The sequence below is a fragment of the Polaromonas sp. CG_9.11 genome (assembly GCF_015752225.1).
Classification (GTDB): domain Bacteria; phylum Pseudomonadota; class Gammaproteobacteria; order Burkholderiales; family Burkholderiaceae_C; genus Polaromonas.
The window spans coordinates 256,876-271,934 of record NZ_JADOVE010000002.1; the positions used below are offsets into that span (position 1 = coordinate 256,876).

At 63.3% G+C, this 15,059-nt stretch carries 14 protein-coding genes, 1 tRNA gene and 1 pseudogene; 3 read left to right on the top strand and 13 right to left on the bottom strand.

The window, feature by feature from the left end; all coding sequences use genetic code 11:
- Positions 1–67 precede the first annotated feature (67 nt).
- The 7 genes from IWX85_RS02955 to IWX85_RS02985 form a co-directional block, all read right to left on the bottom strand.
- A complete protein-coding gene (locus tag IWX85_RS02955; protein WP_196868699.1) occupies positions 68–1,465 on the bottom strand; it encodes a sigma 54-interacting transcriptional regulator in 1,398 nt (465 codons plus the stop codon).
- Complete coding sequence (locus IWX85_RS02960; RefSeq protein ID WP_196868700.1) at positions 1,462–2,148, bottom strand: hypothetical protein; 687 nt, start codon at positions 2,146–2,148, stop codon at positions 1,462–1,464. Before IWX85_RS02960 ends, IWX85_RS02955 begins: the two co-directional genes overlap by 4 nt.
- Complete coding sequence (locus tag IWX85_RS02965) at positions 2,132–3,553, bottom strand: sensor histidine kinase KdpD (RefSeq protein WP_196868701.1); 1,422 nt, start codon at positions 3,551–3,553, stop codon at positions 2,132–2,134. The genes IWX85_RS02960 and IWX85_RS02965 overlap by 17 nt, the downstream gene beginning before the upstream one ends.
- A gap of 41 nt (positions 3,554–3,594) precedes the next feature.
- Complete coding sequence (gene miaB, locus IWX85_RS02970) at positions 3,595–4,938, bottom strand: tRNA (N6-isopentenyl adenosine(37)-C2)-methylthiotransferase MiaB (protein ID WP_196868702.1); 1,344 nt, start codon at positions 4,936–4,938, stop codon at positions 3,595–3,597.
- A gap of 94 nt (positions 4,939–5,032) precedes the next feature.
- Positions 5,033–5,458, bottom strand: a complete 426-nt coding sequence (locus IWX85_RS02975; RefSeq protein ID WP_196868703.1) for a hypothetical protein — start codon at positions 5,456–5,458, stop codon at positions 5,033–5,035.
- Between the two features lie 182 nt (positions 5,459–5,640).
- The gene (locus IWX85_RS02980) at positions 5,641–6,276 is read right to left on the bottom strand and encodes a UbiX family flavin prenyltransferase (RefSeq protein WP_051984255.1); all 636 of its coding nucleotides are present in this window, start codon (positions 6,274–6,276) and stop codon (positions 5,641–5,643) included.
- 169 nt (positions 6,277–6,445) lie between these two features.
- Positions 6,446–7,063 carry a hemolysin III family protein gene (locus IWX85_RS02985; protein ID WP_036809151.1) on the bottom strand — a complete coding sequence of 206 codons (618 nt, stop codon included), beginning with the start codon at positions 7,061–7,063 and terminating at the stop codon, positions 6,446–6,448.
- 247 nt (positions 7,064–7,310) lie between these two features.
- Between IWX85_RS02985 and IWX85_RS02990 the strand changes: the two genes are divergently transcribed.
- On the top strand, positions 7,311–7,592 hold the full coding sequence (locus IWX85_RS02990) for a hypothetical protein (protein ID WP_196868761.1): 282 nt from the start codon (positions 7,311–7,313) through the stop codon (positions 7,590–7,592).
- A gap of 238 nt (positions 7,593–7,830) precedes the next feature.
- Here the strand turns inward: IWX85_RS02990 and IWX85_RS20870 are convergent.
- Positions 7,831–8,417, bottom strand: a pseudogene (locus IWX85_RS20870) (hypothetical protein); the annotation flags it as partial.
- Between the two features lie 91 nt (positions 8,418–8,508).
- Here IWX85_RS20870 and IWX85_RS03000 point away from each other — a divergent pair.
- The gene (locus IWX85_RS03000) at positions 8,509–9,300 is read left to right on the top strand and encodes a hydroxyacylglutathione hydrolase (protein ID WP_036809160.1); all 792 of its coding nucleotides are present in this window, start codon (positions 8,509–8,511) and stop codon (positions 9,298–9,300) included.
- Positions 9,301–9,569: 269 nt separating this feature from the next.
- On the opposite strand, the gene IWX85_RS03005 is transcribed toward IWX85_RS03000, so the two are convergent.
- Positions 9,570–9,646: transfer RNA gene (locus IWX85_RS03005), tRNA-Met, on the bottom strand.
- A gap of 38 nt (positions 9,647–9,684) precedes the next feature.
- Positions 9,685–10,473 carry an enoyl-CoA hydratase gene (locus IWX85_RS03010; protein WP_036809164.1) on the bottom strand — a complete coding sequence of 263 codons (789 nt, stop codon included), beginning with the start codon at positions 10,471–10,473 and terminating at the stop codon, positions 9,685–9,687.
- A gap of 105 nt (positions 10,474–10,578) precedes the next feature.
- On the opposite strand from IWX85_RS03010, the gene IWX85_RS03015 reads away from it, so the two are divergent.
- Positions 10,579–11,397, top strand: a complete 819-nt coding sequence (locus tag IWX85_RS03015) for an enoyl-CoA hydratase-related protein (protein WP_196868704.1) — start codon at positions 10,579–10,581, stop codon at positions 11,395–11,397.
- A 147-nt stretch (positions 11,398–11,544) separates the two neighbouring features.
- On the opposite strand, the gene IWX85_RS03020 is transcribed toward IWX85_RS03015, so the two are convergent.
- The 3 genes from IWX85_RS03020 to IWX85_RS03030 all read right to left on the bottom strand — a co-directional run bounded on the left by IWX85_RS03020 (position 11,545) and on the right by IWX85_RS03030 (position 15,059).
- The gene (locus IWX85_RS03020) at positions 11,545–13,428 is read right to left on the bottom strand and encodes a M61 family metallopeptidase (RefSeq protein WP_196868705.1); all 1,884 of its coding nucleotides are present in this window, start codon (positions 13,426–13,428) and stop codon (positions 11,545–11,547) included.
- 44 nt (positions 13,429–13,472) lie between these two features.
- Positions 13,473–14,165: a MarC family protein gene (locus IWX85_RS03025; RefSeq protein ID WP_036809170.1), complete on the bottom strand. Its 693-nt coding sequence runs from the start codon at positions 14,163–14,165 to the stop codon at positions 13,473–13,475.
- A 156-nt stretch (positions 14,166–14,321) separates the two neighbouring features.
- Positions 14,322–15,059, bottom strand: coding sequence for a DsbC family protein (locus IWX85_RS03030; RefSeq protein WP_196868706.1), 738 nt, complete (start codon positions 15,057–15,059; stop codon positions 14,322–14,324).

Genomic DNA, 15,059 nt, shown 5'->3' on the forward strand with positions numbered 1-15,059 from the left:
ACAAGATTCCGGGGAGGATCTGAAAGTTGTTTTAAATCAACGGCTTAGCGTGTCGCCAGAAAGCGACTCACTCCGGCGAAGGCTGCGAGCTGCCGGGCTTGAAGTGGCCGGGTGTGAGGCCGTGTTTTTGCATCAGCCGGTAAAACTCGGTGCGGTTGCGGTCGGCCAGCCGGGCGGCGTCGGCCACGTTGCCATCGGTCAGCTTGAGCAGGCCGACCAGATAGTCGCGCTCGAAGCGCTGCTTGGCCTCGGCAAAGGTCAACACCTGGATGCTCGGCGAGCGCAGGGCGCGCTGCACCAGCGCCAGCGGCACCAGCGGCGTGCTCGACAGGGCGCAGACCTGCTCGACCACGTTGTAGAGCTGGCGCACATTGCCCGGCCAGGCCGCGGTGCTCAGGGCCTTGAGCGCCTCGGGCGCAAAGCCGCTCAGGCGCTTGTGGTACTTGGCCGCCAGCGTGACCAGGAAATGGTTGGCCAGCAGCGGAATGTCCTCGCGGCGGTCAGACAGGGGCGGCAGGCTCAATGTCACGACATTGAGCCGGTAGTACAGGTCGGCGCGGAAATCGCCGGCCTCCATGGCGTCATCCAGGTCGCGGTGCGTGGCCGAGATGATGCGCACATCGACCGGAATCGACTGGCTGGCGCCCACCGGGCGAACTTCTCGCTCCTGCAGCACCCGCAGCAGCTTGACCTGCAGCGCTGGCGGCATGTCGCCGATTTCATCCAGCAGCAGCGTGCCGCCGTCGGCCGCCTGGAACAGCCCCTTGTGGTTGCTCACCGCGTCGGTGAAAGCGCCCTTGACATGGCCGAACAGTTCGGATTCGAGCAATGCCTCGGGAATGGCGCCGCAGTTGACCGCGATAAAGGGCTTGGCGGCGCGCGGGCTGGCCTGGTGGATCGCCTGGGCCAGCAGCTCCTTGCCCGTGCCGCTTTCGCCACGCAGCAACACGCTGGCATCAGTGCCGGCCACCATGTGGGCTTCGGCCAGCACTTCGGCCATGCGGCTGGAGCGGCTGATGAGGCGGGTTTGCCAGGCCTCGGCGCTGCCCTGCCGGGACGGATGGGCCGGCGCGCTCAGCGACAGCGCTTCGGCAATCTTGTCGAGCAGGCCCTTGCCATCGAAGGGCTTGGTCAGGTAGGTGAAGACGCCGCGCTCGGTGGCCTCGACCGCGTCGGGAATGGTGCCGTGCGCAGTCAGCAGGATCACCGGCAGGGAAGGGTGCAGGATGCGGATGTCGTCGAACAGCGCCAGCCCGTCCTTGCCGGGCAGGCGCACGTCGCTGAGCACCAGCTGGGGCCGCTTGAGCTGGAGCTCGGTCAGCGCGGCCTCGGCCGAAGTGACGGCCGTGACACGGTAGCCCGCTGCCGTGAGGCGCATGGTGAGCAGCCGAAGCATGTCGGCGTCGTCGTCCACCACCAGCAGGTTGGCTGCCGTTGGCGAGAGTGTGTCAAGCGCAGGACTCATGGCGCGGGCGTGCGGCCACGGCTGGCGGGTGCCGACGCAGCCGGTGCCACCGGTGCGGCCGCGCGGCTGGTCAGGCTGCGCTCAATCGCCTTGAGCGCTTCCAGCCTTTCGTTGGTCTGGTCGAGCCGGCGCTGGACCTCGCGGGTTTGCTGGTTCTGTTTTTCCAGCAGGTCTTCGAGGCGGCGCTGTTCGCCATAGCGGGCGGCCAGCAGGCGGGCCAGCGGATGCAGCACCTGGGCCTGGGCATCGGGATTGGCCAGCAGCCGCGTCAGCACCTCCTGCGCCCGTACCAGCTCCGGCGTCTGGCGCAACTGGCTGAGCACAATGGCCAGCTGCAGCTGGCTGGCCGGAAGGTAGGGATTGCCCAGCCGCGCGACTTCCTGACTCAGTTCTGCGGTGGACATCGAACGGACCCGGTCTGCATGGGCCAGCACCCGAACTACCGCGTCGCGTTCGGGCGCTGGCCCCGTGTCTGCCGAAAGCGGGGACGGCGCCGCTGCGTTGCCGTTAGCGGCGGCGGCGCTGCTGGCCGGCGTCGCCGGGGCCGGCGCTGCGGGCTGCTGAACGCCTTGCGGCGGGCCCACCAGCGAGCAGGCCGTCAGCAAGGCAGCCGCCAGACCAGCGCTTGACAGGCGTAAGCCAATCCGGCCGAAGCGCGCAAAGAACTCAGCTCTTGTAAACATGGGGAAACTCGATTCTGAAATGGGAGCCCGCTTCCTGCGGCAGCAACTCGATGCGTCCGCCATGCGCGGCGATGTATTCCTGCACGATCGACAGCCCGATCCCGCTGCCGCGAACGCCACCTTGCGGCTGGCGTTCGCCCCGGTAAAAGGGCTCGAAAATCCGTTCCCGGTCCGCTGGCGCGACACCGGCACCCTGGTCCCGGATGTCGATATGCACCAGGCCAGGCTGCTGCCTCAGTGAAAGTTCAATGGTACCTTTGAGCGGCGAGTAGCGGATGGCGTTGGACAGCAGGTTGGCCAGCGCGGTACCTATTTTTTCCGGGTCCACTTCCATTTTCAGCGGCTCGCCGCCGACCACCACCTTCAACTCGCGGGCGCGCCATTGCAGGCGCTGCGCATCGACCTGCTCTTCGATGAGCTGCAGCAGGTCCACGGTGCGGCGGTGCAGCTGGCGCGCCTCGAAGGCGGCGGTATTGAAGCGCAGCAGGTCCTCGATCTGGCTTTGCAGCATGCCGGTGTTGTGTTTCAGGATTTGCGCAATTTCACGTTGATCCTGGCTGAGCGGACCGGCCACGCCATCTTCCAGCAGCGACACGCCTTCGCGCAGTGAGGCCAGCGGGGTTTTCAGCTCATGCGAGATGTGGCGCAGAAAGCGCGACTTGTCCGCATCCAGCTCGCTAAGGCGCAGCCGCAGCCAGTTCAGCCGCTCGCCGACCAGCGCCAGGTCGGCCGGGCCGTGAATGGCGATCACCTGGTCGAGCCGGTTCTCGCCCAGGCCGACGATGGCGTTTTCCAGCCGCTTGAGCGGCCGGGTGAACCACACGCCGAAGGCCAGCGCCATGAAGACCGCCAGCACGATGGCCCCCGTGACCTGCTGCGCCAGGTGCTGGCGGCTGGTTTCGAGCTTGTCCTGCAGCGACTGGTTGCGCTGCTGGATGGCCTGCTGCACCTGCACGGCAATGGCGGTGTTGATACTTTCCAGTTCGCGAAATTCCTGCGCCAGCTGGTGCTCGCGCTCCAGTGCCGTGTCCAGCGGGCCGGTCAGCAGGTCCAGCACCGTGTCCAGGTGCTCGCGCCAGGGCCGTTCCCGGGCGGCCGGTATGGCTTCCTGCGCCAGCCGGGCCAGGATGGCGCTGGCGTCGCGCGCCTCGTCGCGAAAGCGCTGGCGCAGGATGCGGTCGTCCAGCACCACCGACTGGCGCGAACTGCGCTCCATCGACATGCTGCGCTCGCGCAGCGACTGCGCCGCGCCGCTCAGGTCGAGTGCCCGGGCGGCGTTGTCGCGGCTTTGGCGTGTCAGGTCTTCCAGCGCAAACAGCGCGCGCACCGCAGCCGTGCCGAGCAGCGCGGCAATCAGCAGGAAGGCGATCACCAGCAGGGGCCGGAATGAAAACCGCTGCAGCATGGGTTGGAAAGGCAGGTAAGGACGGGTCAGGGAAGGCGCGCTCAGGCGGCCACCGCGTCGCCTTGCGTGACCACTTCGCCGCGCAGGGAGCGCTGGCTGGTTTCAATGATCTTCACATCGACCATCTGGCCGATCAGGCGCGGCTGGCCCTTCAAAATGACGACGCGGTTGCATTCGGTGCGGCCCATCAGCTCGCTCGCATCCTTGCGTGCCGTGCCTTCGACCAGGATGCGCTGGCGCGTGCCGAGCCGGCTGGCGCTGATGGCGCGCACGCTGTCGTCCAGCACCGCCTGCAGATGCTGCAGGCGCTTGAGCTTGACCTCGTGCGGCGTGTCGTCCGCCAGGTTGGCCGCCGGGGTGCCGGGACGCGGGCTGAAGATGAAACTGAACGAGGTGTCGTAGCCGACGTCTTCGACCAGCTTCATCAGCTTGCCGAAGTCGTCCTCGGTCTCGCCCGGAAAGCCGACGATAAAGTCGCTGCTCATCGCCAGGTCGGGCCGGATGGCGCGCAGCTTCTTGATGGTGCTTTTGTATTCCATGGCGGTGTAGCCGCGCTTCATGGCCATCAGGATGCGGTCACTGCCGTGCTGCACCGGCAGGTGCAGGTGGCTGACCAGCTTGGGCAAGGTGCTATAGGCGTCGATCAGGCGCTGGGTGAATTCATTCGGATGGCTGGTGATGTAGCGGATGCGTTCGATGCCCGGAATCTCCGAGACGTATTCCAGCAGCGTGGCAAAGTCGGCAATCTCCGCCGTGCCGCCCATGGTGCCCCGATAGGCGTTGACGTTCTGGCCCAGCAGCGTGACTTCCTTCACGCCCTGGTCGGCCAGGCCGGCAACCTCGACCAGCACATCCTCGAAGGGCCGCGAGACTTCCTCGCCGCGCGTGTAGGGAACGACGCAGTAGCTGCAGTACTTGGAGCAGCCTTCCATGATGCTGACAAAGGCGCTGGCGCCCTCGACCCGGGCCGGCGGCAGGTGGTCGAACTTTTCGATCTCGGGAAAGCTGATGTCCACCTGCGGCTTGCCCAGCCGGGCGCGGCTGGCCAGCAATTGCGGCAGGCGGTGCAGCGTCTGCGGGCCGAACACCACATCGACATATGGCGCGCGCGCGATGATGGCCGCGCCCTCCTGGCTGGCGACGCAGCCGCCGACGCCGATCAGCACGCCTTTTTCCTTCAGGTGCTTGACGCGGCCCAGGTCGCTGAAGACCTTTTCCTGCGCTTTTTCCCGCACGGAGCAGGTGTTGAACAGGATCAGGTCGGCCTCGTCGATGTTTTGCGTGTTCTCGTAGCCTTCGGCGGCATGCAGCACGTCGCCCATCTTGTCCGAGTCGTACTCGTTCATCTGGCAGCCGAAGGTTTTGATGAAGACTTTTTTGCTCATGGTGATGTGCTACTGTATTGATAGCTGTTAGCGCCCGTGGGTAGTGCGCGGAAGGCTGATTTGATCGATAAAATTGGGAAAAGGCCGCCGCGCCTCAAGGCGCCTTGACGGTCGCCGTGGTAGCGCCAACATCAGTGGCGGGACCCAGGCTGAACCAGGACGCCTTGGTGTTGGGTCGCTTCAGTCTGGCCTCCGCGCTGCTCAGAATCCAGACTTCATGGACATTGCCGGCGTTTTCGCGCAGGTAGTTGACCACGACCTTCTGGTTGACCAGCGCGCCCGACATCACCAGCAGGTTGTTGGCGTCGCGGATGCGCGAGCCGGGCGACAGCCGGTCGGCCTTGCCGTCCAGTGTGATAACCGGCGGTGCCAGCACCACCATTTCGCCGCGCAGGGCGGCTGCTGGAAATTGCCTGACGCCAGGTGTGGCGCCGGTGGAGTCCTTGGCGCAGGCCACCAGCAGCGCCGATGCGGCCAGAACGGCGAGGATGGCCAGGGTGTGCGGTGTGCAGCGGTTCATGGTGTGTGTCCAGAGGCTGTAGTGGGGAAAGCCGGCCATTATCTCAGGGCTGAGGCCTGCCATGCCTTGCGGGATGCCGTGGCTGCAGGGCCGATGCCCGGCAAGCGGCCGGACCCGGTCGGACGGCTGTTGCCCGTGCAGGCAGAAAGACGGCGCAAGCGAAAACCGTTGACGCCAGGGCGTCAGGCCGCTGCGGCCAGTTCGATGTCGTTCCCGTACTGCGACAGGCTGTGCGGCACATCGAGCAGGTCGAGCGTGCGGGCCACCGTGTCGTTGACGAGGTCGCAGAGGGTTTCCGGGTGCAGGTGGAAGGCGGGCACCGGCGGGCAGACGATGGCACCCATTTCCGTCACGCTGAGCATGTTGCGCAGGTGCGTCAGGTGCAGAGGCGACTCCGTGGTCAGCAGCACCAGGCGGCGGCGTTCCTTGAGCATCATGTCGGCCGCGCGCGTCAGCAGGTTGTCGCCCAGCCCGTGCGCCACCGCTGCCAGCGTGCGCATCGAGCACGGCGCGATCACCATGCCGCTGCAGGCCAGCGGGCCGCTGCCGATGGCGGCGCCAAGGTCGTGAACGTCATGCACCTGACTGGCCATGCCTTCGATGAAGTCGCGGTCCATGTTCAGTTCGTCCTGCAGATGGTGCCAGCCGGTGCTGGACACCACCAGGTGCGACTCGACGCCTGGCAAGTCCCGCAGGACCTGCAGCAGGCGTGCGCCGTAGACGGCCCCGCTGGCGCCTGAAATGCCGACGATGATGCGGCGCGGCGAAGGGGCAGGGGTGTAGGTGTAGGTGTGGGTATGGGTGAAAGCAGTGTTCATGGGGCTGACACGGCCGCAGCGCGTGTGATGGTGATGTTGTGGTGGAGCCTGGCAGTTGGCTGCATCATGGCATTAAAGGGCGTTGCGCCCGCTGCTTCTTGTCGCAGGAGCGCCACGGGCCGGGGCATGGAAAAAAGAACGGGTCAAGGCGGTCATTCGGTCCGGGTCGTCAGGCCACATACAGCAGCACGGTGAAAAAATGGCAGATGCTTCCAGCCAGCACGAACAGGTGCCACAGCCCGTGGCCGTGGCGCACCTTGTGGTCCAGGGCGTAAAACACTATGCCGAGCGTGTAACAGGCACCTCCCGCTGCCAGCCAGGCAAAGCCGGCGGGGCGCAAGGCGCGCCACAGCGGCATCACCGCCACCATGGCGAGCCAGCCCATGAGTATATAAATGATCAGCGACAGGATTCGCGCACCCTTGGCCAGCCAGATTTCCTGCGCGATGCCCACCAGCGCCATCCCCCAGATCACGCCAAAAAGCCACCAGCCCCAGCCGCCGCGCAACGACACCAGCGCAAACGGCGTGTAGGTGCCGGCAATCAGGAGGTAGATCGAGCAATGGTCAAACTTGCGCAAGACGTTCTTGGCCGGACCGCGCACGCTGTGGTACAGCGTTGAAAACACATAAAGCGCGACCAGCATCACGCCGTAAATGCTGAAGCTGACGATTTTCCAGGGATCGCCCAGGCGGGCCGCCAGCACCACCAGCACCACAGCGCCGGCCAGCGCCAGCGCCGCGCCGACCAGGTGCGTGATGCTGTTGAAACGTTCGCCGGGGTACATCGGGGGTCAGACCGCCATGGCGGCACGGGGACAGGTTTGGCGCGTGTGTCCGGTTTCTGTTGTGTGGACGACATGACCGCTCTGTCCGCGCTTCGCATTCAGGCCGGGGCGTGAGATGCGGGCCGGGCAAAAGGGCACGGGATCAGCCTCCAGTCTTTGCTTGGGAACTGGGTTTTTCATCGGCGCAAGAATACTCCTATGTCACAAGCCCCTTTGCGGCTTGCCGCCACGCAGGTCAACAGGGTCCTTGGAGCGTCGTCACCGCACGCCCGACCGCGGCAATCAGCCAGCAAACGTTGCGTCGTTTGAGTCCGGTTTCCTGGCGCAGCACCATGTCGTGTTCACCATCGGCCTACAACTGGATGGCGCGTTTGCGTTTGAAAACTGTTCATTCCGGTCTTTCGGCAAGGCAGCCTCACCGACATTGATCCACCAGGCTGAACCAAAAAAACAGTTGCCAAGAAAAATCCTCGCGGGTGGAGCGGCCATCCACTCGCTGTCTTTTGGTCATTGCACAGGCAAGGCATGAAAATTTCTCTTGGCAACTGCGGACGCGGGTTTTGATGCCAACCAATGTTTGTTGCACCAAGCGCACCCAGGGGTTTGCCCTGCAAGCAGTCAGCTCTCACCTGCGGGCGGGTGTTCGGTGAAACACTGCCCTTGTGATTCGTACCAAAAATACAGATGTCAACAACCCACAGAAGACAATCCCGCCTGTCATTTCTAGAACAGGACAGGGCCCGAAGCTTGCGAGTTGTGAGGAAGAAAGCGGCGTGGTGGTTGTCCAGGGGGCGAAACCAGCGCAGGTAGCTGTCCAGACAACATGGGCAACACCGTGCAAGCGTTGCAGCCACGGCTTGAGGCTGCCGTGATGCGCTTTGACGTTCTGGACCACCTGGACGGCCCCCCTGACGCGCACGCCTGCGCGCAGGTTGAGGGCTTCGTGCGAGAGGTTCGCGATCTGTGTAAAGCCGCGGTAGGTCGGGTTGCCATTGCTTGCCCTCAGCGCATCCGCGGCCAGCATGGGCTGTAACGCGTAACGCGCTGGACAGTTCGGCCCTTGTTACCGGTCCGTGTCCCGGGACCCAGTCCAGGGGCCGCCCAGTGCGGTTGTGTGCCACCGAAACGCATACCTGTTCATTGGATAATCCCCGTTTGCCCCCGTTGCCACCGCGCGGCCCCAACTTGTGGCGGCCCTTGCGGGACTCCGGAAAACACGGCTTGGCGACTCGATGACAGCCAGCTTTTTTTGCTCGCCATCGAGCGTATCAAGCCGCTTTCCGAGCAACTCCCGCTGGTGCCGCGTGAACCAGGCTACTGGTTTCATCAACCCATTCAAAGTCTTGGCGTTGATGGTTGCCGCCTGGAGGATTCTGCGTTTACTCTCCTGCTGTGGAAGAAAATTTCCGCATGTAACGGTGACATACCCACTGAGAAAGACGCCCATGATTGTCGAACGCATCTGGACTGGCAATGCCTACCGCAATTTCAACTACCTGATTGCCTGTCCCGAAACCGGTGAAGCCCTGGCGATCGACCCGCTGGACCATGAAAAATGCCTTTCGATGGCCAAAGTGCGCGGCTGGCAGATCACCCAGCTGCTCAACACCCACGAGCACAGCGACCATACCGGTGGCAATGCGGCCGTGGTCGCGGCCACTGGTGCAAAAGTGATTGCGCACTACAAGGCAGGCAGCCGGATCAGCGGAATGGACCGTGGCGTGAAGGCGGGGGATGTGATCAAGGTGGGCAAGACGGTCGAATTGGAGTGCTTGGATACGCCAGGGCACACCCTGTGCCACATCTGTCTGTTGGCCCATACGGACCAGCCTGCTTTGTTTTCGGGTGACACACTGTTCAATGCCGGGGCTGGCAACACCCATAACGGCGGCAACACCAACGCCCTTTTCGATACTTTTGTCCATCAACTGGCCCGGCTGCCCGATGACACCCGCCTGTATCCCGGACATGACTACATGGAGTCCAATCTGAAATTCACGCTCTCTCGTGAACCCGACAATGCCGCAGCGCAGACGCTTTTGACTGAGGTGGCGGGGCACGACCCCGCAGCGTCCGTGGTGACAACGCTTCAAGAAGAGAAGCAGCACAACACTTTTTTTCGATTGAAAAACGCCACCATCATCGCGAAATTGCGTGAGAGCTTTCCCGAATTGCCAAAGGAACCCGACGCAAAAATGGTCTTTGGGGCATTGCGGACGCTGCGAAACCAGTGGTAGCTTTCGCTGACTTTGGCTCTGGAAAACGTATTCCTCGCCAAGTAACGCTGCAGGTGTTGCCGTGCAGCCAGGCAATGGGGATGTTTTTTCTTGGGGACGCTGCGGCTGACGTCAACCGAGCAACTTCAAACGAAAAGCAAACCGCATCAGCAACATGCCATTCATCGTCAAGAAATCTCGGCCATGTGCAACACCTTTGTGTAGTACACGCCAACAAAATGGCATGAAAAAAGCCGCTGATCCAGTGAATCAGCGGCTTTCCGGAAATCTGGTGGTGATAGGTGGACTTGAACCACCGACATCAGCATTATGAATGCTGCGCTCTAACCAACTGAGCTATATCACCTGAAGAGCGGAATTATAGCCAATTTTCGAGGCTATTTTTCAGCGATGCGTGAAGACGGGCTTGCGTTTGTTGACGAAGGCGTCCATGCCTTCTTTCTGGTCTTCGGTCGCAAACAGCGCATGGAACAGGCGCCGTTCGAACATCACGCCGTCGCTCAGGCCGCTTTCAAACGCGCGGTTGACCGCTTCCTTGGCGGCAAACACGCTCGGCTGGCCGTAGCTGCAGATCATCAAGGCCGCACCCAGCGCCTCGTCCATCAACTTTTCCAGCGGCACGACGCGGCTGACCAATCCGGCGCGCTCGGCTTCCGTGGCGTCCATCATGCGGCCGGTCAGCGCCAGGTCCATGGCCTTGGCCTTGCCCACGGCGCGCGGCAGGCGCTGCGTGCCGCCGGCACCGGGAATGATGCCCAGCTTGATTTCGGGCTGGCCGAATTTGGCGTTGTCGGCGGCAATGATGAAGTCGCACATCATCGCCAGTTCGCAGCCGCCGCCCAGCGCAAAGCCGCTGACGGCCGCAATCACCGGCTTGCGAACGCTGCGGACTTGTTCCCAGTTGCGCGTGATGTAGTCGTTGTTGTAGACATCGGCAAAGCTGTACTGCGCCATGGCGCCGATGTCGGCGCCGGCGGCAAAGGCCTTTTCACTGCCGGTCAGGATGATGCAGCCGATGCTGTCGTCGGCGTCAAAGGCCTTCAGCGCGCTGCCCAACTCGTCCATGAGCTGGTTGTTGAGTGCATTGAGCTGCTTGGGCCGGTTCAGCGTGATGATGCCTGCCTGGCGGGAGTCGGGGCCTTGGGTAGACGTCACAATCGTTTCATAGGTCATGGTTCGGTCCTTGTAAAGCCTTTCATCATGCCATCCCCGCAGGGCAGTGAGAACCGGGCCGGCCCAGGCCTGGCGGCAATGCTAAATTCAAGGCAGGAGAAAACCATGACCCATCCAGAATCCGAACCCCGCACCGAATCCACGGTGCTGTATGCCGCCCAGGGCGCCGTTGCCGTCGTGACGCTCAACCGCCCGCAGGCGCTGAACAGTTTCAGCCGCCAGATGCACCACGACCTGTGGGCCGCGCTGGACCAGGCCGAAGCCGATCCGGCGATCCGTGCGCTCGTCATCACCGGCGCGGGCCGGGCCTTTTGCGCCGGCGCCGACCTGTCGGAGTTTGATTTCACGCCCGGCCCCAACCTGATGGAGCGCGCCGACCCGGGGCCGCTGATCGAGCAGGCCTTCAACCCGACGGCGCGCCGCCTGCTGGCACTGCGCATGCCGACGGTGGCCGCCGTCAATGGCGTGGCGGCAGGCGCGGGTGCGTCGCTGGCCCTGACCTGCGACATGGCCGTGGCCGCGCCGACCGCCAGCTTCATCCAGGCCTTCAGCAAGATCGGCCTGGTGCCCGATGCGGGCGGCAGCTGGCTGCTGGTGCAAAAGCTGGGGCTGGCACGCGCCATGGGGCTGGCCTTGACCGGCGACAAGCTGATGGCCGCGCAAGCCAAGGAATGGGGAATGGTCTGGGACGTGGCCGACGACCCGCTGGTCGCCGCCATCAATCTGGCCCAGCGGCTGGCCGTCATGCCGACCAAAGCGCTGGTGGCGACCCGGCATTTGCTGCAGGGCGGCATCACCCGGACGCTGGACCGGCAGCTCGACGAGGAGCGCGACCAGCAGTCGGCCCTGTCGCGGACGCATGACTACTTCGAGGGCGTCACGGCTTTTCTTGAAAAGCGGCCGGCCGCTTTCAAGGGCGAATAGCCGGGCGCAAGTTGCAGGGCGCGTTTGTTTTGACTGGAAAACAAATTTTCAGCACCAAATAGGCATTTGACGTACGTCTGGTATGCACAAGCAGCTACTGATTCAGTAGCAAAATTTGCAGATCATATCGTATGCCGAAATGGCAAATCAGGCTGATTTGCCGCTTGGGTCCAGCCATTCATTGACCCGCGCCTCGTTCCTGACAGCCAGCCGCCAGGTCGTGATCGCAGGCGGCAGGATCAGTTCAAGCCGAAGCAGACGCTTGTCGCGCGACACCAGCGCGATGACTTTCGTGGCATGGCCGGCATACAGCAGCAGGTCATCAAGCTTGCTCAGGCGCCAGCCCGCGTCTGGTTGCCGGGCCGTTTTGGATGAAACCGGCTTGCCGATCAACGCCAGCCCCAGCCATTCGTCGCCAGCCGAAAAACCGGCCTGTTCTGCCGCGCCACCGCGCAGCACGGCCTTGACCTGGACGCTGTGGTTTTCAGCGACGCGCAGGCCCAGTCGCTGCGCCAGCTGTGCCGGTTCATCCAGCACCGCCACGCCATGCTGCTCCAGCAAGTCTTTCAACGGCAGTTCGTCCCGGCCATGCACCCAGGCGGCCAGTTCGGGCGCAAAGGAGCGCAGGCCCAGCGTTTCCAGTACGGCGGCCACGTCCAGCTCGCGCATTGGCCCGGCCTTGCAGCGCTTCCACAGCGCGCGCATCACGTCGTCGAGGGTGTTTTCATGCGTCGTGCGGCCTTCGCTGCGCAGCGTCAGGTCCAGGCACAGGGCGACCAGCGCGCCTTTGGTGTAGTAGCTGATCGTCGCATTCGGTGTGTTCTCGTCGGGCCGGTAGTACTTGACCCAGGCGTCAAAACTCGCCTCGGCCACAGACTGCACGAGCCGTCCGGGTGCTTGCGCCACCTGGTTGACGGTGGTGGTCAGTCGCTTCAGGTAGCCGGCGTTGTCCAGCAGCCCGGCGCGGCGCAGCAGCAGGTCGTCGTAGTAGCTGGTGAAGCCTTCAAAGAACCACAGCAGTTCGGTGTAGTTTTCCTGCCCATATTCGTACTGCTCAAACTCGGCCGGGCGCAGGCGCTTGACGTTCCAGGTGTGGAAATACTCGTGGCTGATGAGGCCGCACAGTGTGGCGTAGCCGTCGGAGGTTTTGGCATCGTCCTGGCGCGGCAGGTCTTTGCGGTTGCAGATCAGCGCCGTCGAGCTGCGGTGCTCCAGCCCGCCGTAGCCGTCATCGACCACGTTCAGCATGAACAGGTAGTTTTGATGCAGCGGTTTGCGGTTGCCGTGCCAGAAGCGGATTTCTGCCTCGCAGATTTTTTGCGTGTCGGCCAGCAGCCGCGCGCCGTCGAAACTGTCCGCCGCGCCTGCCACGACAAACCGGTGCGGCACGCCGCATGCGGTAAAACTGCCGCTCCAGAATGCACCCATTTCGACCGGGCTGTCGACCAGCTCGTCGTAGTCGGCCGCCTGGTAGCGGCCAAAGCCCCGGCTGTCGATGGTTTGCGGTGTCAATCCAGTAGCCAGCGACCAGCCGTCCAGGGCCTTGTTGGCCGGAATTTCCAGCACATGCGGCAGGGCTTCCTGGCCCTCGACCTTCAGGCAGACGCTGGTGCCGTTGAAGAAACCGCGGTTTGCATCCAGCCAGGCGGTGCGCACCGAGTTGTCATGCGCATACACCTGGTAGCGCAGCACCAATGCGCTGTCCGGCGCGCAGGCGATCTGCCAGCTGCATTTGTCCAGTTGTTCGACGGCCAGCGGACGCGGGTTGCGGCTTCCCTGGTACGCCTGAAGGCCTTGCAGGTTTTTGGAAAACTCGCGTACCAAATAACTGCCCGGAATCCACACCGGCAGCGACACACGTTGCAGCGCGGCCGGCCTTTCAATCGTCAGCGAGACCTGAAACAGGTGGGCGTGCAGGTCGCCCATCTCGACGCGGTAATGATGCGCTGGCAAGGCGGGGGCCGGCTTGCCGGAATTTCTGGACTTCGGGGTTTTCGGGGGGTGGGCGGTGTTGGGCGTGGAGGCGGGCATAGGCCTGCAAGGATAATGCAACCGGCGCAGCGCCCCGGCGGGCTTCAGGTGAAGGAGGGTGCCTGGATCACGCCGCGCAACAGCTCTTCCAGGCCATCCCAGACAATCTGCACGCCCAGGCACAGCAAAATGAAGGCCGAGAGGCGCAGAAAAATCACCGAACCCGCATCGCCCAGCGGCTTGAGCAGGCGCTGCGCATACTTGAGCGCCAGGTACAGCACGATGCCGATGACAAACAGCGCCAGCACGCCGCCGCCCATGCGCGCCAGCGACAGCGCCAGTTTCTGGTCGTGCAGCGACACCCCTACCGTGATGGCCGCAGCAATCGAGCCAGGACCGCAGCTGATGGGAAAGGTCAGCGGGTAAAAAGCCTGGCGACGCGCATGCTCGACCGTGAACGATTCGGCCAGTTCGGTGCGCCTGTCGTCCCCGGCATGGCTGGCGTTGAGCAAGCGCCAGGCATTGGCGGCAACGATCAGACCGCCGCCCACGCGCACGATGGGCAGTGAGATGCCAAACAGATCGAGCACATACGAACCCACCAGCATTGAGCCAGTCATCAGCGCAAACATGTTGCGCGCAATGCGCCGGGCCAGCAGTGCGCGGGTGCTGATCGAAGCGCCCTCGGTCAGCCCCAGAAAGATCGGTGCCGTTGCCGCCGGGTTCAGGATGGGCAAAAGCGCGGCCAGCACAAACAGAAAGCTCTTGCCGAACAGAATCAGTAATTCGATGACCACATGCCGCTTTCGTCGCCAGACTTTGTCAGTGCCATGCTCATCTTTGCGAGCTGGCAGCCTGATTTGCTATGAAAATAATAGCTATCGGCGCCGACAGGGAGAGCGCCAAAGCCACTATTTGTTTGTAAGCTGAAAGAAAATCACCCAGCCCGGGGTTTATTTGCCTGCGGCGCTGGCAAGCTGCTTTTCGATCTCTTGCGCGCTGATGGCGCCTGGCACGCGCGTGCCGTTGGCAAAAAATACTGTCGGCGTGCCGGTGATCTTGTACTTCTTGCTGAAGGCCAGGTTGCGCTCCAGCGCGGATGTGTCGCAGCTGGCCTTGGCAGCGGCCTGGTCGCGCACCATCCAGTCGAGCCAGGCTTTGTTCTTGTCCTTGGCGCACCAGATGTTTTTCGACTTTTCCACCGAGTCCGCACTCAGGATGGGAATCAGGAAGGTGTGGATCGTCACATCGTCAACCTTTTGCAGGTCGCGCTCGAAGCGCTTGCAGTAGCCGCAGTTGGGGTCTTCAAACACCGCAAGCTTGCGCTTGCCGTTGCCGCGCACCTGGGTGAAGGCGTCTTTCAGTGGCAACGCATCAAAGTCGATGGCGCTGAGTTTTTCGGTGCGTTCCTCGGTCAGGTTGCGCTTGCCCCGGGTGTCGATCAGGTTGCCCTGGATCAGGAAGTTGCCTTCGGCGTCGGTGTAGAAAATGTCGCTTTCGTTGACGCGAATTTCATACAGGCCGTTCATGGGCGTCTTGCTGACTTCATCGATCTTCGACAGCGCTGGCAGCCGTTCGGCCAGGTTCTTGCGAATCACGGCTTCCTGCGCCAGCGCGGAGCCCAGGGTGCAGGCCAGCAGGCCGGCCAGTCCTGCAAGCCTGAGGCCGGCAGTCAGTTGAGGGTGTTTCAT